At 75.8% G+C, this 17,504-nt stretch carries 17 protein-coding genes; 10 read left to right on the forward strand and 7 right to left on the reverse strand.

What is annotated here, in order from left to right; translation table 11 throughout:
• The first annotated feature begins 136 nt into the window (after positions 1-136).
• The 4 genes from ABWU78_RS08455 to secA all read left to right on the forward strand — a co-directional run bounded on the left by ABWU78_RS08455 (position 137) and on the right by secA (position 6,598).
• Positions 137-991 carry a ComF family protein gene (locus ABWU78_RS08455; protein WP_439158108.1) on the forward strand — a complete coding sequence of 285 codons (855 nt, stop codon included), beginning with the start codon at positions 137-139 and terminating at the stop codon, positions 989-991.
• A gap of 189 nt (positions 992-1,180) precedes the next feature.
• Complete coding sequence (gene hpf / locus ABWU78_RS08460; protein WP_253053263.1) at positions 1,181-1,834, forward strand: ribosome hibernation-promoting factor, HPF/YfiA family; 654 nt, start codon at positions 1,181-1,183, stop codon at positions 1,832-1,834.
• Between the two features lie 231 nt (positions 1,835-2,065).
• Entirely contained in the window at positions 2,066-3,298 is a 1,233-nt protein-coding gene (locus ABWU78_RS08465; RefSeq protein ID WP_439158109.1) for a winged helix-turn-helix domain-containing protein, read from the forward strand.
• Positions 3,299-3,538: 240 nt separating this feature from the next.
• Entirely contained in the window at positions 3,539-6,598 is a 3,060-nt protein-coding gene (gene secA / locus ABWU78_RS08470; protein WP_439158110.1) for a preprotein translocase subunit SecA, read from the forward strand.
• Between the two features lie 96 nt (positions 6,599-6,694).
• Here the strand turns inward: secA and ABWU78_RS08475 are convergent, their stop codons facing one another.
• Positions 6,695-7,291 carry an Rv3235 family protein gene (locus ABWU78_RS08475; RefSeq protein ID WP_353708723.1) on the reverse strand — a complete coding sequence of 199 codons (597 nt, stop codon included), beginning with the start codon at positions 7,289-7,291 and terminating at the stop codon, positions 6,695-6,697.
• A gap of 28 nt (positions 7,292-7,319) precedes the next feature.
• Positions 7,320-8,315, reverse strand: coding sequence for a LysM peptidoglycan-binding domain-containing protein (locus ABWU78_RS08480; protein WP_353708724.1), 996 nt, complete (start codon positions 8,313-8,315; stop codon positions 7,320-7,322).
• Positions 8,316-8,485: 170 nt separating this feature from the next.
• On the opposite strand from ABWU78_RS08480, the gene ABWU78_RS08485 reads away from it, so the two are divergent.
• Entirely contained in the window at positions 8,486-9,025 is a 540-nt protein-coding gene (locus ABWU78_RS08485) for a hypothetical protein (protein ID WP_439158111.1), read from the forward strand.
• A 77-nt stretch (positions 9,026-9,102) separates the two neighbouring features.
• On the opposite strand, the gene ABWU78_RS08490 is transcribed toward ABWU78_RS08485, so the two are convergent.
• Positions 9,103-9,318 carry a helix-turn-helix domain-containing protein gene (locus tag ABWU78_RS08490; protein WP_087472469.1) on the reverse strand — a complete coding sequence of 72 codons (216 nt, stop codon included), beginning with the start codon at positions 9,316-9,318 and terminating at the stop codon, positions 9,103-9,105.
• 126 nt (positions 9,319-9,444) lie between these two features.
• Between ABWU78_RS08490 and ABWU78_RS08495 the strand changes: the two genes are divergently transcribed.
• Genes ABWU78_RS08495 through ABWU78_RS08505 form a run of 3 tightly spaced genes read left to right on the forward strand, consistent with a single transcriptional unit; the run spans position 9,445 to position 12,054 of the window.
• Positions 9,445-10,146 carry a hypothetical protein gene (locus tag ABWU78_RS08495; RefSeq protein ID WP_353708725.1) on the forward strand — a complete coding sequence of 234 codons (702 nt, stop codon included), beginning with the start codon at positions 9,445-9,447 and terminating at the stop codon, positions 10,144-10,146.
• Positions 10,143-11,519, forward strand: coding sequence for an AAA family ATPase (locus tag ABWU78_RS08500; protein WP_439158112.1), 1,377 nt, complete (start codon positions 10,143-10,145; stop codon positions 11,517-11,519). Before ABWU78_RS08495 ends, ABWU78_RS08500 begins: the two co-directional genes overlap by 4 nt.
• Before the next feature lie 4 nt (positions 11,520-11,523).
• Complete coding sequence (locus tag ABWU78_RS08505) at positions 11,524-12,054, forward strand: DUF6912 family protein (RefSeq protein WP_253053279.1); 531 nt, start codon at positions 11,524-11,526, stop codon at positions 12,052-12,054.
• A 58-nt stretch (positions 12,055-12,112) separates the two neighbouring features.
• Here ABWU78_RS08505 and hisN read toward each other — a convergent pair whose 3' ends face one another.
• The 4 genes from hisN to ABWU78_RS08525 form a co-directional block, all read right to left on the reverse strand.
• The gene (hisN, locus tag ABWU78_RS08510; protein ID WP_253053281.1) at positions 12,113-12,907 is read right to left on the reverse strand and encodes a histidinol-phosphatase; all 795 of its coding nucleotides are present in this window, start codon (positions 12,905-12,907) and stop codon (positions 12,113-12,115) included.
• A gap of 56 nt (positions 12,908-12,963) precedes the next feature.
• The gene (rsgA, locus tag ABWU78_RS08515) at positions 12,964-14,037 is read right to left on the reverse strand and encodes a ribosome small subunit-dependent GTPase A (protein ID WP_253053283.1); all 1,074 of its coding nucleotides are present in this window, start codon (positions 14,035-14,037) and stop codon (positions 12,964-12,966) included.
• Positions 14,037-15,392, reverse strand: coding sequence for a 3-phosphoshikimate 1-carboxyvinyltransferase (gene aroA, locus ABWU78_RS08520; protein ID WP_253053285.1), 1,356 nt, complete (start codon positions 15,390-15,392; stop codon positions 14,037-14,039). Before aroA ends, rsgA begins: the two co-directional genes overlap by 1 nt.
• Positions 15,393-15,463: 71 nt before the next feature.
• On the reverse strand, positions 15,464-16,156 hold the full coding sequence (locus ABWU78_RS08525) for a DoxX family membrane protein (protein ID WP_253053287.1): 693 nt from the start codon (positions 16,154-16,156) through the stop codon (positions 15,464-15,466).
• A 293-nt stretch (positions 16,157-16,449) separates the two neighbouring features.
• Here ABWU78_RS08525 and ABWU78_RS08530 point away from each other — a divergent pair, with 293 nt between their 5' ends.
• A complete protein-coding gene (locus ABWU78_RS08530) occupies positions 16,450-17,163 on the forward strand; it encodes a sigma-70 family RNA polymerase sigma factor (protein WP_253053289.1) in 714 nt (237 codons plus the stop codon).
• Positions 17,160-17,495 (forward strand): mycothiol system anti-sigma-R factor, encoded by a 336-nt coding sequence (gene rsrA, locus ABWU78_RS08535; protein WP_244286228.1) that lies wholly within the window; start codon positions 17,160-17,162, stop codon positions 17,493-17,495. Before ABWU78_RS08530 ends, rsrA begins: the two co-directional genes overlap by 4 nt.
• Positions 17,496-17,504: the final 9 nt, after the last annotated feature.

Raw genomic sequence — 17,504 nt, forward strand, 5'->3', positions numbered from 1 at the left:
CCCTCGTCGGGGCCCGACCACAGGCCCTGGCCCCAGGACCCGACGCCGGGCGCCGGTCCGGGGCGCGGGCCGTCGTCGTCCACAGGGCTCGCCGCCGCACCCGCGCGCAGGCCGCGCCCGGGGGCATGCTCGTCCGGTGCTCCTCCGTGCTCTCGACGACGTCGCGCGCCTCGTGCTGCCGGTCGCGTGCCCGGGGTGCGACCGTCCCGACGTGCGGTGGTGCCGCGACTGCCTCGCGCCGCTGGGCGCACCGCTGCGGCGCCGCGAGCAGGCGGCTCCCCGCCTCGACCGGCTCGACGGCGTCGCGCCCCTTCCCGTCTGGGCCCCGGCGCACTACGCCGGCCCGGTGCGCGGCGTGGTCGTCGCCTGGAAGGACCGCGGGCGGGCCGACCTCGACCGCCCGCTGGGAGCCGTCGCCGGACGGGCGGGTGCCGACCTGGGCCAGGCCCTCGGCGCCCGTCCCGGCGCCCCGGCGGGGCCGGTCCTCGTCGTGCCCGCGCCGACGTCCGCCGCCGCGCGCCGGGCCCGCGGGCGCGACCCCGTCGTCGTGCTCGCGCGGGCGGTCGCCGCGGGTCTCGCCACCGCGGGGACGCCGGCGCGGGCCGTGCCCCTGCTGACCCAGTGGGGACCGGTCCGCGACCAGGTCGGGCTCGGCGCGCGGGCGCGCGGTGCCCGCCTCGGGGCGGTCGGCCTCGCGGCGGGACCCGTGACCGGGCGCCGGGCGCGGGCGGTCGTCCAGGAGCGGTTCGCGTGCCTCCTCGTCGACGACGTCCTCACCACCGGGGCCACCCTCGCCGCGTGCGAGACCGCCCTCTCCCGCGCCGGGATGCCCGTGCTGGGAGCCTTCGTGCTGGCCGCGACGCCCGCGCCGTCGACGCGTCGCCGGGCGCCGGGGGAGGCGGGTGGAACCCCGTCGGACGGGCGGGGCCGAAGGTCCTCCGGTTCACCTCCCGTTGGTGCTGCCGACACCCCGGGGCGCGGGTTAGTCTGAGGGCCAGTCGCCGCGGACGACGGAGGTGCAGGGCACGTCCGACGCCGCGCGAGCGTACCGAGCGCGCGGCCTCGCGCCGCAAGGAGGTGGTAGCCCACCGCACCCGGGAACGGGTGCTCCTACCGAATCCGAACGAGGCGCTCGGACGCATCGAGCCGGGCGCCGCACAAGATCCTCGCGGAGGCTCACATGGAGATCGTCGTCGTCGGCAGGCACACGGAAGTGGCAGACCGCTTCCGCCGGCACGTGGAGGACAAGCTCGCCAAGGTCCAGCAGCTCGCGCCGACGGCGCAGCGCGTGGACGTCGAGGTCACCCACGAGAACAACCCGAGGCTCTCCGGAGTTCGCGAACGCGTCGAGCTGACCGTGCGCGCCAAGGGACCCGTCGTCCGTGCCGAGGCTGCGGCAGACGACCGGTTCGGCGCCCTCGACCTCGCGATGGACAAGCTCGCCGAGCGCCTGCGCCGTGCCCGCGACCGTCGCAAGGACCACCGCAACCACACCGTCGTGCCGCCCGTCGACGTGCGCCCCTACGACCCGGCCACGCACGCCGCACCCCCGCCGCCGGCGCCGACCGCGCCCACCGCGCCCGGGGAGGCCGTCGAGACCACCCTCGGCGACTCGCCCGTCGTCATCCGGCAGAAGCTGCACTCCGCGGAACCCATGACCGTGGACGACGCGCTGTACGAGATGGAGATGGTCGGCCACGACTTCTTCCTCTTCGTCGACGTGGAGACCTCGCGCCCGTCCGTCGCCTACCGGCGCCGCGGCTGGACGTACGGGGTCGTCGCGCTCGACACGTCCTGCGACTGCGCCGACGCCGCGGTCGAGAAGACCGCCTGACCCTCGCCGACGCGCCCGGACCCTCCTCGGGTCCGGGCGCGTCGCGCTGCCGGCCCGTCCCGTCCGCCGTCTCCGTCCCGCCACGACCGGGCCCTCCGGGGTGGCCGAGCAGGTGGTCGTGGTGCGTCCGGTGACCGGGACGCGCCAGGATCGCCTGTTCGGCACGGGGCGGGTGTGGGTGGGGTTCGGCAGGATCGGGGGGTGGTCGTCATGCCGTCGAGGTCCGAGTCGATGTCCCTGTCCCTGGCGCGCCGTGTCGCGCTCGCCGCCCAGGGCCTGCACCGGGAGCGTCCGTACGACGGGACCGTCGGGCGGGCGCCGACGATGCGGCAGGTCCAGGGCGTGATCGACCGCCTCGGGCTGCTGCAGATCGACTCGGTGAACGTGCTCGCGCGGGCGCACCTCATGCCGCTGTACGCGCGCCTCGGCCCGTACGACACGGCGCTGCTCGACCGCGCGGCGGGTCGCGCCCCGCGACGGCTCGTGGAGACGTGGGCGCACATGGCGTCGTACGTCCCGCCGAGCACGTGGCCGCTGCTGGAGTGGCGCCGCCGTCGGTACCGGACCGAGGCGTGGGGGACGATCAGCGCGGTGGAGATGAGCCACTCCGAGGCGGTGGTCGACGTGCGTCGCCTCGTCACGGAGCGCGGTCCGATCACGGCGAGCGAGGTGCACGAGATCCTGGAGGCCGAGGGCCGGGCGCACCCGCGCGACCGCTCGCAGTGGGGCTGGAACTGGACGGTCGCCAAGCGTGCGCTCGAGTTCCTCTTCTTCACGGGCGAGATCACCTCGGCGCGTCGCAACGGCGCCTTCGAGCGCTGCTACGACCTCACGGAGCGCGTGCTCCCGCCGGAGGCCCTCGCGGCCCCGCCCGTCGCGGACGCGGACGCCGTGCGCGCCCTGCTCGAGATCGGGGCCCGCGCGCACGGGGTGGGGACGTTGCGCTGCTTCAAGGACTACTTCCGGCTCCGGGGGCCCGCGGTGCGCACCGCGTTCGACGAGCTCGTCGAGGCCGGGACCCTGCGGTCCGTGACGGTGCGGGGCTGGGACGAGCCGACGTACCTGCACGCGGACGCCGCGCTCCCGCGTCGCGCGACGGCGACGACGCTGCTCAACCCGTTCGACCCGCTCGTGTTCGAGCGCACGCGGCTCGAGCGGCTGTTCGACGTGCACTACCGGATCGAGATCTACGTGCCGGCACCGAAGCGGGTCCACGGCTACTACGTCCTGCCGTTCCTCGAGGGCGAGGACCTCACCGCGCGGGTCGACCTCAAGGCCGACCGGCGGGCGGGCGTCCTGCGGGTGCTGTCGGCGCACCGCGAGCAGTCGGCGGGGGAGCAGACCGCGGCCCGCCTCGCGGCCGAGCTCCGCGTGCTCGGAGGGTGGCTGGGCGTGCCCGAGGTCGACGTCGCGCCGTCGGGCGACCTCGCGCCGGCGCTCGCGGCCGAGGTGGCGGGCGCCTGACGGGCCGACCGCCGTCGGTGGGCGCGCCTGCCGGAGGGACCCGTGCCGTCGTAGGCTGGCGCGGGTCTCGCCGGCGAGGTTCGTCGTCGGCGAAACCCGGGCGGGTCCGACGTCGCTCCGACTCGCCTACGATGTTGTGTGACGTTGCCGACGTCCGCTGCCGTGCGCGCCCGCGCGGGAGAGCGTCGGCGCTGCTCCCGGACCACCCGGCCCGGGCACCGATCGATACGGGAGTCCTGCGTGCCTTCGATCCTCGACAAGGTCCTTCGCATCGGCGAGGGCCGGATCCTCAAGAAGCTGTCCGGCCTCGCCGACCAGGTCAACAAGCTCGAGCCGGGCTTCGAGGATCTCACCGACGAGGAGCTGCGGGAGGAGACCGACCGCTTCAAGGCGCGCCTCGCGGCCGGCGAGACCCTCGACGACCTGCTCCCCGAGGCGTTCGCCGCGGTGCGCGAGGCCTCGCGCCGCACGCTCGGCCAGCGGCACTTCGACGTCCAGCTCATGGGCGGCGCGGCGCTGCACCTCGGCAACATCGCCGAGATGAAGACCGGTGAGGGCAAGACGCTCGTCGCGACCACGGCCGCGTACCTCAACGCGCTCGAGGGCAAGGGCGTCCACGTCGTCACGGTGAACGACTACCTGGCGAAGTACCAGAGCGAGCTCATGGGCCGCGTCTACCGCTTCCTGGGCCTGACGACCGGCGTCATCCTGTCCGGCCAGACGCCCGCGCAGCGCCGCCAGGAGTACGCCGCGGACATCACGTACGGCACGAACAACGAGTTCGGCTTCGACTACCTGCGCGACAACATGGCGTGGTCCACGGACGACCTCGTGCAGCGCGGCCACCACTTCGCGATCGTCGACGAGGTCGACTCGATCCTCATCGACGAGGCGCGCACGCCGCTCATCATCTCCGGTCCCGCGTCGGGCGACACGAACCGCTGGTTCGGCGAGTTCGCGAAGGTCGTGCGCCGCCTGAGCCCGGGCTCGGACTACGAGGTCGACGAGAAGAAGCGCACGGTCGGCGTGCTCGAGCCGGGCATCGAGAAGGTCGAGGACTACCTCGGCATCGACAACCTCTACGAGTCCCTCAACACGCCGCTCATCGGGTTCCTCAACAACGCCATCAAGGCGAAGGAGCTCTTCAAGCGCGACAAGGACTACGTGGTGCTCAACGGCGAGGTCATGATCGTCGACGAGCACACCGGGCGCATCCTGCCCGGCCGCCGGTACAACGAGGGCATGCACCAGGCCATCGAGGCCAAGGAGGGCGTGCAGATCAAGGCGGAGAACCAGACGCTCGCCACGATCACGCTCCAGAACTACTTCCGCCTGTACTCCAAGCTCTCGGGCATGACCGGTACCGCGGACACGGAGGCGGCCGAGTTCCAGGGCACGTACAAGCTGGGCGTCGTGCCGATCCCGACGAACCGGCCGATGCAGCGCGTCGACCAGCCCGACCTCGTGTACAAGAACGAGGAGGGCAAGTTCGACGCGGTCGTCGCGGACATCGTCGAGCGGCACGCGCAGGGCCAGCCGGTGCTCGTCGGCACGACGAGCGTCGAGAAGTCCGAGCTGCTGTCCTCCAAGCTCAAGAAGCAGGGCGTGCCGCACGAGGTCCTCAACGCGAAGCAGCACGAGCGCGAGGCCTCGATCGTCGCCCTCGCGGGCCGCAAGGGCGCCGTGACGGTCGCGACGAACATGGCCGGTCGTGGAACCGACATCATGCTCGGCGGCAACGCCGAGTTCATGGCGGTCGCGGACCTCGCGGCGCGCGGCCTCGACGCCGCGGAGAACCCGGAGGAGTACGAGGCGGCCTGGCCCGACGCGCTGGAGAAGGCGAAGGCCGCGGTCGCGGCGGAGCACGACGAGGTCCGCGAGCTCGGCGGCCTCTACGTGCTCGGCACCGAGCGTCACGAGTCGCGCCGCATCGACAACCAGCTCCGCGGTCGTTCCGGCCGTCAGGGCGACCCGGGCGAGTCCCGCTTCTACCTGTCGATGCAGGACGACCTCATGCGCCTGTTCAACTCGACCCTGGCCGAGTCGATGATGAACCGCGCCGGGTTCCCCGACGACGTGCCGCTCGAGTCGAAGATGGTCACGCGCGGCATCGCGAGCGCGCAGGGCCAGGTCGAGTCGCGCAACTTCGAGATCCGCAAGAACGTGCTCAAGTACGACGACGTCCTGTCGCGCCAGCGCACCGTCATCTACGACGAGCGCCGCCGCGTGCTCGAGGGCGAGGACCTGCAGGAGCAGGTGCAGCACTTCCTCACCGACGTCGTCACGGCGTACGTCGAGGGCGCGACGGCCGAGGGCAACCCGGAGCACTGGGACCTGGACGGCCTGTGGACCGCGCTCAAGGCCGTCTTCCCCATCTCGATCGAGCCGGACGAGGTCGTCGAGCAGGCGGGCGGGGCGACCCGGCTGTCGCAGGACCTGCTGCTCGAGGAGATCCTCTCGGACGCCCGCATCGCCTACCAGAACCGCGAGGAGCAGCTCGGCGCGGCGAACATGCGCCAGCTCGAGCGGCGCGTGACGCTCTCGGTCCTGGACCGCAAGTGGCGCGAGCACCTCTACGAGATGGACTACCTCAAGGAGGGCATCGGCCTGCGCGCGATGGCGCAGCGCGACCCGCTCGTCGAGTACCAGCGCGAGGGCTTCCAGCTCTTCCAGGCGATGACCGAGGCCATCAAGGAGGAGACGGTCGGGTACCTCTTCAACCTCGAGGTCAAGGTCGCCGAGCCGGGCGCCGCCCCGGGCCAGGCGCCGGCGATCTCGGTCGCGGACGCGGCGCAGGCCGCGCAGTCGGCGGCCGGCCAGGCGCTCGGCGGGGCGGCCGGCGCGGCCTCGGCCGGTGCCGCGGCGGGTCTCGCGGCAGCAGCCCAGCAGGCCGCCGCTCCGGCGCAGGACGCCCCCGTGGCGGACGCTCTCGCCGAGGGCGCACCCGCGACGGACGACGCCCCGGCGCAGGACGCTCCGGTCGAGGCGGAGCCCGTCCCGGTCGCGACCCCGGCGGCGTTCGGAGGCCCGAGCGGCGACCGCCCGGGGACGCTCATCGCGAAGGGTCTCGACGGCCCCGACCGCCAGGTGCCGCTCTCCTACAGCGCGCCGAGCGAGGACGGCACCGGCCAGGCCGTCGTCTCGGGTGACGCCAGCCGGCGGTCACGCCGGGCGCTGCACGGCGAGGCGAGCGCGATCGAGAGCGACGGCCGCACGTTCCCCGGGACGCCGCGCAACGCGCAGTGCCCGTGCGGCTCGGGCAAGAAGTACAAGGTCTGCCACGGCCAGAACGAGGAGTGATCCGCGCCCGTCCGGCCTGCGCCGAGACGGGAGCGACGACGGCGGGGCGTGCCACCGGGGGTGGCGCGCCCCGCCGTCGTCTCGGGCGACGGTCGGTCACCCGATCTCGAGGGCGACGACGCGCCACGTGCCGCGGCGCGCCTCGAGCCGCGCCGCGGCGGCCCGCACGCGGTCACCGTCCTCGACCACGACGGTGCCCTCGGCGACGCCGTCGCCGATCCGCAGCACCCGGGCGCGGCGCACGGTGACGGGCCGGGTCGTCGTGGGGCGCGGGCCGTCGGCGACGAGGCGCGACCGTCGGGCGAGCGTCTCGTAGATCTCGGGGGACACCCACCGCGCGAGCTGTCCCACGGTGCGCTCGCCGCGGACGACCTCGACGGCGGCGCGCACGACCGCGCAGCACAGGGCCGTCGGGTCGGGGAGCGGGAGCGGCGCCGTCGGCGGCGCGAGAGGACGTCCCCGCACGACGTGCTGCGGTGCCCGCGCGCTCGCGATGTCGCGCAGGTCCACGGTCGGGACGGCGCGATCGCCGACGCACCGCAGCAAGCGAGCGGGCGGGTCCGCGGGGACGCTCGTGGAGCGGGCGGGGCGCGCGGGCCGTTCGGGCGGGGCGGGGGCGGCCCGGCGGTGCGACGGGGCGGCGACGTCGGTCGCGAGCTGGACGTCCGCGGTGGTCAGCAGGGGAGCGGTCACGGTCGGGCTCCTTCGTGGCAGGCGGTCGTCAGGCGCTCGGTGCGACGAGCACCTGGCCGGGGCGGACGAGGTCGGGGTCGTCGCCGACGACCTCGACGTTCGCGGCGTACCAGCGCTGCACCGCGTCGGCGACCTGCGCGTCGGTCGCGCCGTCCGGCAGGTGGCGTGCGGCGATCGACCAGAGCGAGTCGCCGCGCACGACGACGACCTCGCGCGGCTCGTCCGGGGCGACGTCCCGCACGACCGCGAGCGCGGCGTCGCGCTGCTCGGTCGCGGCGCTCCGGGCCTCCGGTGCGCGTGCGGGGACCGAGGCGTCCGGCGCCGCGGTGCCGGGGCCGGTCGCGCCCGCCGGGTCCGGGGCCGACGGCATGCTCGGGACGGCGCCCGGCGCATCCGGCGCGTCCGGGGAAGCCGTCGGCGCGGTGGCCTCGGAGCCGGACGGCTGCGCGGCCGGGGTGGAGTGGACCGGCTCGGGCCGTTCGGCGGCCGTCGGGGGCGCGGAGGGGGCGTGCGGCGCGTCGGGTGCCGACGCGGCCGTCGGCAGGGGAGCAGGCTGCGCGGGCCCGACCGGTGCGGTCGCTGGCGCCGAGGTCTGCCAGCCCAGGTCGACCGCCACGACGCCGGGGTCGGCGTCCGGCGTGGTGGCGGCCTGCGCCGTCCCCCCGGCGAGGACCAGGCCCGCGCCGACGGTCAGCCCCACACCTGCCCGCACGGCCCGGCGGACGACGGCCGGCGCCACGCGCAGCACGAGCCGTTCCCCGGCGCCCCACGAGCTGCCCAGGGCGCGCACGACCACGCATCCCAGCCCGACCAGCGCGCTGATGCCGACCCAGGTGGCCGCCACGGCCCCGAGGGCCACGGCGAGAAGCTCCACGAAGGGCTCCGGGCGGGTGCCGGAGAGCGTGCTCACGAGGTGCGCGGCGCGCAGCGCGAGCACCGTCACGGCGCCGCTCATGACGAGGAGGAGCGCGAGGAGGACGCCGACGCCTCCGGCTCGTGCGGGTACGGCGGTGCGACGGTCCATCGGTGTGCCCCCTGCGTGGCCGTCCGTCGAGGACGGCTGTTGATGTCGTTTGATGTCGTTTGATCGCGACGGATCGATCTAAGCGTGACCCGGCCCACCTGTCCAGAGGGACTTCTCGTGATGTGGACACGGCGCGCGGCGCCGGCGCGGTGGACCGCTACGGTGTCCCGGTGCGATGGGACGCCCTCTTCGACGACCTCGCGGCACAGCTCGCGGCCGCGGAGACCCAGGACCGGGCCGCGGCCGTCGCCGACCTCACGCGCGCGGAGCACGCGACGATCACGCTCGTCGAGCGGCTGCGCGGCACGCCCGGCACCGTCACGCTCGAGCTGCGCGACGGGTCCGCCGTCACCGGCGAGCTGCGCGAGGCGGCGGAGGAGTGGGTGCTCGTGGGCGAGGCCCGGCGCCAGCACCTCGTCCCGACCGTGGCGATCGCCGCCGTCCAGGGCCTCAGCCGCCACGCGCAGCCGGCACCCTCGACCCGGTCGGCACGGCTCGGCCTCGGCCACGCCCTGCGCGCGCTGATGCGCGACCGACGACCCGTCCAGGTGCGCACCCCTGCCGGGACGTACCCCGGCTGGGTCGCGCGCGTCGGCAAGGACCACGTCGACCTGGAGGTCGCCCCGGGCGGTGGGCACGGCTCGCGGGTCGTGCCCTGGTCCGCCGTCCTGTGCGTGAGCGAGTCGGAGCCGGGGTTCGTCCCGCGATGACGAGCGTGCAGGGGGAGCGTGTGAGACTCGCGGCGGTGTCCGCGCAGGTCGGCTCAGGTCGAGGCCGCGCCGGTCGGTCAGCCGTCGAAGTCGCCGGCCTCGATGCGCTGGCGCGTCTGGGCGTACATCCGCTGGATGTAGGCCTCGAGCTCGCTGACCTCGACGCGCCACTGCCCCCGGCCACCCACCTGGATCGCGGGGAGCTCCCCGGAGCGGACGAGCGCGTACGCCTGCGCCGCGGAGATGTTGAGCTCGTCCGTGACGTCGGCGAGGGTGAGGAACCGCTGGGCCATGGCGTCAGTCTGGCACGCGCGCGCCGCGGCACGGCGCTCGTCCACAGGGCCTGCCGCGCGCGCCGCGGACCGGGGATCATGGAGCCGCGGCACGGCTGACGTGCCGGACCACCGAGGGGGAGATCGATGACGACGACCACGGAACGACCCGTGCGGGCCGAGCCCGCACCACGGCCCGTCGCGCGCCTGAGGCGACCCGGCTGGAAGGACCCGCGGCTCCTCGTGGGGATCGTCGTGGTCGCGCTGTCCGTGGCCCTGGGGTCGTGGGCCGTGAGCACCGCGAGCCGGACCGTGACCGTCTACGCGGCCGGGGCGGCGCTGACCCCCGGGACCGCCGTGACCGCGGCGGACCTGAGGACGGTCGAGGTGCGGCTCGGCGCGCAGACGGACCGCTACCTGCTCGTGGCGGACGGGCTCCCGGACGAGGCCGTCGTCCTGCGGACCGTCGCCGAGGGCGAGCTGGTCCCCGCGTCGTCGCTCGGTACGGCGGCCGACCTCACGGTGCGCGCGGTCGCGGTCCCGGTGACGACGGGTCTCTCGGAGCGGATCGTCGCCGGCGCGGCGGTCGACGTCTGGTACGTCCCCGAGGCGCCCGGACCGACGGCCGCCGCCGAGCCGGGTGCCGCTGCGGGAGACGAGGCGCCGCAGCCCGCGCTGCTCGTCAGCGGCGTCACCGTCGCGCAGGTCGACGAGGGCGAGGGGACGCTCGTCGTGGGCGGGCCGACGACGGTCCACCTCCTCGTCGGGGTCGACGACCTCCCGGCCGTGCTCGCGGCGGTGGCCGGGGACGGGACGATCGCGCTCGTCCCGGTCGGGGGTGCGGGATGAGCGGCGCGACCACGGTCGCGACCGTCCTGTGCGCCGTCCGGGGCGCGCGCGAGGCCGAGGTGGTCACGACGCTCGCCGCTCCGGGGCTCCAGGTCACGCGGCGGTGCGCGGACCTCGTCGAGCTGCTCGCCGCCGCCGCGGCGGGCGCGGGCCGGGTCGCCGTCGTGTCGTGCGACCTGCCAGCGCTGGACCGGCAGGCGATCGTCGACCTGCACGCCCACGGCGTCCGGGTCGTCGCGCTCGCCCCGGGCGGGACGTGGGAGGAGGGGCGGCTGCGCGCCTTCGGGGTCGACGCGGTCGTGGACCTGGACTCCGCCCCGGAGGCGCTGTGCGACGTCGTCCGTGCGATCCTGCCGCTGCGCGAGGCGGCGCCGGGTGCGCCCGGCGTCCCCCGGTCGGTCGCGGGCGGGGCCACGGCGGACCCGGGGCCGGAGCACCGCCTCGGACGGACCGTCGCCGTGTGGGGCCCGACCGGCGCCCCCGGTCGCACGACGGTGGCCACGAACCTCGCCGTCGAGCTCGCGGGGCCGGCGCCCGCACGGCGCTCTCGCCGCCCCCGCCGGGAGCGGCGCCCCGAGGACGTGGAGGTCCCGGCCACGGTCCCCTCGTCGCCCGACGCGGAGGTCCTGCTCGTCGACGCGGACACCTACGGCGGGAGCGTCGCCCAGCGCCTCGGCCTGCTCGACGAGTCGCCGGGGCTCGCGGCGGCCGCCCGCAGCGCGGGTCAGGGCGCGCTCGACGCCCCGGGGCTGGTCGCGCTCGCCCCGACGGTCCTGCCCCGGGTCCGGGTGCTCACGGGCCTGACCCGGGCGGCGCGGTGGCCGGAGCTGCCCGGGGCGTCGCTCGACGCCGTGTGGGAGGTCGCGCGGTCGGTCGCCGACTGGACGGTCGTCGACTGCGGATTCGGGATCGAGCGGGACGAGCTCCTGACCTACGACACCCGCGCTCCGCAGCGCAACGACGCGACGTGGAGCGCGCTCGCGGCGGCGGACGTCGTGGTCGTCGTCGGCGCGGGCGACCCCGTCGGGCTCCAGCGGCTCGTCCGCGCGCTCGACGAGCTCGCCGAGACGGGCGCGTGCGTCGGCGCGGCGCGCGCCGTCGTGGTGAACCGCGTGCGCGCGAGCGTCGTCGGCCCCCGGCCGGAGCGCGCGGTGCGCGACGCGATGTCCCGCTACGCGAGCGTCGACGACCTGCACGTCGTGCCGGAGGACGCCGCGGTCGACCTCGGCCTCCGGGAGGGTCGCACGCTCGCCGAGTCCGCGCCCACGAGCCCTGCCCGCCGCGCCCTCGCGCACCTCGCCGCGCACGTGCGGGAGGCTGCGCCGCCCGGGCGTGGTGCGGCGCACGGACTCGCGCTGGAGGCGGCACACTGAACCCATGCGCATCTACCTCCCCGCGACGCTCGACGAGCTCGACGCCGTCACCGTGACCGCCGACGCCGCCCGCTGGACCGTCGCCCCGCGCGGCGCCCACGCCGTGACCGCCGCGCTGACGCGCGCGCTGCCCGACGAGGACGAGGAGGGGCTGGAGTACGCGGCCGCGCTCGAGGCGGCGGACGACTCGCTCGCGCTCGTCGCGGCGCGCCCGGACGCGCCGCGCCAGCGGCTCGTCGTGACGCTCGAGGTGCCCGACGGCGCGGTGCAGGTCGTGGGCGGGGACGACTCCGACGACGAGGACGCGCCCGCGCCCAGCGCCGTCGAGGTCCTGCGGACCGTGCCCGACGTCGCGATCGTGTGCGTCCACGTCGACGAGCCCGAGGCGGTCGAGGACGTGGAGGCGGTGCTCGCCGCGGCCGACGACGACGGCCCCGGCGCCGACGAGGCGCTCGACGCCGCGATCGACCGCGTGGGCGAGCGCGACCTGCTCTGGTACGACTGGTCGGAGCTCAAGGACGTGCCGCGCGGCTGACGGCCGCGCGGGGCGCCGCCCGGCCCGGGGGCCGGGCGGGACCCGGCGGCGGTCCGCGTCAGCCGAGTCGGCCGAGCACCTCGTCGTGCAGCAGCCCGTTCGTCGCGACGGCGTTGCCGCCCCACGGGCCGTCGGCGCCGTCCAGCGACGTGAACCGGCCGCCGGCCTCGGTGACGATGGGGACGAGCGCGGCCATGTCGTAGAGCTCCAGCTCGGGCTCGGCCGCGGCGTCGACCGCGCCCTCGGCGACGAGCATGTACGACCAGAAGTCGCCGTAGCCGCGCGTGCGCCAGGCGCCGCGCATGAGGTCGAGGAACGGTTCGAGCTTGCCGCGCTCCTCCCAGCCGTCGAGCGACGCGTAGGCGAGCGACGCGTCGGACCAGGACGAGACGCCCGACACCTGCAGCCGCGAGGCGGCCGCGAGCGACTTCCCGGTCCACGCGCCGGTGCCCTTCGCCGCCCACCAGCGCCGGCCGAGCGCGGGCGCCGAGACGAGCCCGACGACGACCTCGTCCCCGTCGGCAAGCGCGATGAGCGTCGCCCACACGGGCACCCCGCGCACGAAGTTCTTGGTCCCGTCGATCGGGTCGACGATCCAGCGCCGTGCGCCGTGACCGGTCTCGCCGTACTCCTCGCCCACGATCGCGTCGCGACCGCGCGCCCGGCCGAGCTGGCCGCGGATGATCTCCTCGGCGGTGCGGTCGGCGTCGCTCACGGGCGTCGAGTCCGGCTTCGACTCGACGTGCAGGTCGAGCGCCTTGAAGCGCGACATCGTGTGCGCGTCGACCTGGTCGGCGATCACGTGGGCGAGGCGCAGGTCGTCGTCGTAGCCGCGCGTCGAGGGGGGCGTCATGGCTCACACCGTAGCGGTGCCCGCCCGGGCGGGGGAGGCGCCGCGCTGGCGAGGGCTCAGGCCGCGCCGGAGCGCGAGGCGAGCACGCGGCGGAACGACTCGAGCCGTGCGGCGCGGGCCGCGCGGGTCTCGTCGTCGGGCGAGGCCTCGACCCACTCGTCGAGCGCGCAGTCCGGGGCGTCGTCGAGGTGGGTGCACCCGCGCGGGCAGTCCGCGGCGACCGCGTCGAGGTCCTCGAACGCGTGCAGCAGGTGGTCGACCTGCACGTGCGCGAGGCCGAACGACCGCACGCCGGGCGTGTCGATGACCCAGCCGCCGCCGGGCAGGCGCAGCGCGACGGCCGACGTCGACGTGTGACGGCCGCGACCCGTGACGTCGTTGACGTGGCCCGTCGCGCGCTGCGCGTCCGGGACGAGCGCGTTGACGAGCGTCGACTTGCCGACGCCCGAGTGCCCGACGAACACCGACGTGCGCCCGGCCAGCGCCTCGCGCACCGCGTCGAGCGGCTCGATCGCCCAGCCGTCCGGCGCGAGGCCGTCGGGCGCACGCCGCGTCACGACGACGGAGACGCCGAGCGGCTCGTACAGCGCGCGCAGCGGGCCGGGGTCGGCCAGGTCCGCCTTGGTGAGGCAGAGGAGGACGTCCATGCCGGCGTCGTACGCGGCGACGACGCAGCGGTCGATCATGCGCGTGCGCGGCTCGGGCTCGGCGAGGGCCGTGACGACGACGAGCTGGTCGGCGTTGGCGACGATCACGCGCTCGTAGGGGTCGGTGTCGTCGGCCGTGCGGCGGAGCACCGACGACCGGTCCTGGATGCGCACGATCCGCGCGAGCGACCCGTCGTCGCCCGTCACGTCCCCGACGAGGTCGACCCGGTCCCCGCACACGATCCGCGTGCGGCCGAGCTCGCGCGCCTTCATCGCGAGGACCGTGCGCTCGTCCTCGCCGGCCGCGTCGCCCCCGTCCGGGCCGTCGTGCCCGACGAGCAGCGTGTACCGGCCGCGGTCCACCCCCGTGACGAACCCCGTGACCGCGTCCGCGTGCTCGGGCCGCTGCTTGGTGCGGGGACGGCTGCCGCGCTTGCCGGGGCGCGAGCGGAAGTCGGACTCGTCCGGGACGCGGCGGGCCATCAGCGGGCCGCCGCTCCCTCGCCGGGACCCGTCCCGCCGCCGAGCATGCGCTGCCACATGTCCGCGAACCCGGGCAGCGTCTTGGCCGTCGTCTCGACGTTCTCGACGCCGACTCCCGGGACGCGCAGGCCGATGACGGCGGCGGACGTCGCCATGCGGTGGTCGTGGTAGGTGCGGAACAGCGCGCCGTGCAGGGGGCGCGGCGTGATGACCAGACCGTCGCGCGTCTCCTCCGCCTGCCCGCCGAGGCGCGTGATCTCGGTCGCGAGCGCCGCGAGCCGGTCGGTCTCGTGCCCGCGCAGGTGCGCGATGCCCCGCAGGCGGCTGGGCGAGTCGGCCAGGGCCGCCAGCGCGGCGATCGTCGGCGCGAGCTCGCCGGCCGCGTGCAGGTCCACGTCGACGCCGCGCACCTCGCCCGTGCCCGTCACGGACAGCACGTCGCCGTCCAGCGACGCGGTCGCGCCCATCGACTCCAGCAGCTCGGGGACCATCGCGCCGGGCTGCGTCGTCGCCGTCGGCCAGCCCGTGACGCGGACGGTGCCGCCCGCGACGAGCGCGGCCGCGAGGAACGGCGCGGCGTTCGACAGGTCCGGCTCGACCTGCACGTCGCGCGCCGCGATCGGACCGGGCTCGACCCGCCAGATCGCGGGCCGGGAGTCGTCGACGACGACCCCGACCTCCCGCAGGACCTCCACCGTCATCTCGATGTGGGGCATGCTCGGCAGCGTGTGGCCGATGTGCCGGACGGTGAGCCCCTGGTCGTAGCGCGCGGCGGCGAGGAGGAGGCCGGAGACGAACTGACTCGACGCCGACGCGTCGACGTCGACCGACCCGCCGCGCACCCGGCCGCGGCCCCGGATCGTGAAGGGGAGCGTCGTCGGCAGCCCGTCGCCGTCGCCCTCGACCGGGACCTCGAGCGCGCTGAGCGCGGCGAGGACCGGGCCCATGGGGCGCACGCGCGCGCCCTCGTCGCCGTCGAACCGGACCGTGCCGTCGGCGAGCGCCGCGAGCGGCGGGAGGAAGCGCATGACCGTGCCGGCCAGGCCGCAGTCGACCTCCGCGGGACCGCGCAGCGGACCGGGGGTCACGTGCAGCTCGCTCGGCGACGCACCCTCCTCGACGCCGACGCCGAGCGTGCGCAGGGCGGCGATCATGAGGTCCGCGTCGCGGCTGCGCAGGGCACCGCGCAGCGTCCCGGGCCCGTCGGCGAGCGCGGCCAGCACGAGCAGCCGGTTCGTCAGCGACTTCGACCCCGGGACCTCGACGGTCGCGTCGAGCGGCCCGCCCGCCGTGGGCGCGGCCCAGCCCTCGTCGACGGAGGGGGGCACGGGCGCGGCGGAGGGCGTGGTCGTCATGGCCTCCAGGCTAGTGGAGGGACCGCGCCCGACGGCGGAGGGTCCCGGCGCGCGGACGCGTCCCGACCTCGTCAGGCGACCTTCGCCCGGACCGCCGCCTCGGCGTCGTGCACGGCCCCCGCGGCGAGGCCGGCCGCGTGCTGGGCAGCCTCCTGGGCGGCCTTCGTCGCCCGCCGCGCCGAGCGCCCCGCCTCCTTGGCCGCGTTCTTCGCGGAGCGACGGGCCTCCTTCGCGGCTCCCCGGGCCGAGGCCGAGACGTCCTTTACGGCCCCCTTCGCGCTCGCGACCGCGGCCTCCTGCTTCGCCTGCTTGGCGAGCGCGAGGTCGTGCCGGGCCTTCTCGAGGCGCCACTGCACGCCCGGGCGGCCCTCGTAGTCCGCGCCCGCGATGAGCGCCGCGCCGATCGCGCCGACGTTCGCCACGAACTTGCGCGTGCGCTCGGCGCGCGTCGCCTCGCCCGAGGTGAAGGGCTGGTTGACGACCGCGAGGGGCACCGTGAGCGCGGCGAGGGTCAGGGCCGCCGTGCGGGGCGCCTTCCCGACGGCGAGGAACAGGCCGGCGACCGCCGTGGCCGCGCCGTGCGCGCGGACCAGCGTCGCCACCTGGCGGTCGCTCAGCGGCACGTCCACCCCGGCGCCCTTCTCGACGAGGTCCACCCCGCTGCGCGCCGCACGGACGTGCTCGGCGGGCTTGAGGGCGGCCTGGACGCCGTCGTAGACGAACCAGGAGGCCAGCATGGGCCTCGCGAGGTGACGCAGCAGCATCGGATCTCCTTCGTGAGCCGGACGGTCCCAGCCTGCCCTCCGGGGGACGCCCGCGCCACCCACGACGCGCGTGCGCGCCGCGCTGCCGGGCCGCCCGGGGCCGCGGGAATGCGCGAGGGTGCCCGCGGGTTGCACCACTCGTGACCGTCCTGCTCGAGACTCCCGCACCCGCCGCCCGGGCCGTGTCGTCGACCCCCGAGGCGCCGACGGCGGACGCGGCGTTCGCCGCCGCGTGGTCGGCACCGGTCACGTCACCGGACACCCAGACGAACAGGGGACTAGGCTCGTTGTTGATGACAGAGCGAATCTCCGGCAGCGACGTCTCCGGCAGCCCCGCGACGACGTCGGGGACGACGCCGGTCGAGGGCGCGCTGCCCACGGACACGGACGCCGAGGACACGAACCGCGCGCCGCAGACCGAGAGCGACGCCGCGCGCGCCGCGCGGTTCGAGCAGGACGCGCTGCAGTACCTCGACCAGCTCTACTCCGCGGCGCTGCGCATGACGCGCAACCCGTCGGACGCCGAGGACCTGGTGCAGGAGACCTTCGCGAAGGCGTTCGCGGCGTTCCACCAGTACCGGCCGGGCACGAACCTCAAGGCGTGGCTGTACCGCATCCTCACGAACACGTTCATCAACACGTACCGCAAGAAGCAGCGCGAGCCGCAGCAGGCGCAGACGGACGACGTCGAGGACTGGCAGATCGCGCGCGCCGCCTCGCACACGTCGCAGGGGCTGCGCTCCGCCGAGGCGGAGGCGCTCGATCGGCTGCCGGACTCGGACGTGAAGCGTGCGCTGCAGGAGCTGCCCGAGGACCGGCGCATGGTCGTGTACTACGCGGACGTCGAGGGCTTCCCCTACAAGGAGATCGCGGAGATCATGGGGACACCGATCGGCACGGTCATGTCCCGCCTGCACCGAGGCAGGCGCCAGCTGCGCGAGCTGTTGGCCGACTACGCCGTGAGGCGAGGACTGGTGGGGGCCAAGACCCCCGGAGGTGAGTCGTGAGCACGTCAGAGAGCCGGATCCCGGGGCGCGGCCCGGTCGAGGAGTCGGTGACGCCCATCCCGCACTCGACCGCGGGCGAGTCGGAGTGCGAGCACGCGCTCACGCACCTCTACGAGTACCTCGACTCGGAGATGACGCCGGACGACGAGCTGCGCATGCGCGCGCACGTCGCGCACTGCTCGCCGTGCCTCGCCGAGCTGAGCGTCGAGGAGCTCGTCAAGCAGCTCGTGCGCCGCTCGTGCCACGAGAAGGCGCCCGCGGGGCTGCGGGAGCGCATCCACACGCAGCTCACGGTCATGGTCACGACGACGACGGTCGTCGAGACCCGCTGAGGCCCGCCC

Origin of the sequence: Cellulosimicrobium sp. CpK407 (assembly GCF_051844275.1) — a bacterium.
GTDB lineage: Bacteria > Actinomycetota > Actinomycetes > Actinomycetales > Cellulomonadaceae > Cellulosimicrobium > Cellulosimicrobium cellulans_G.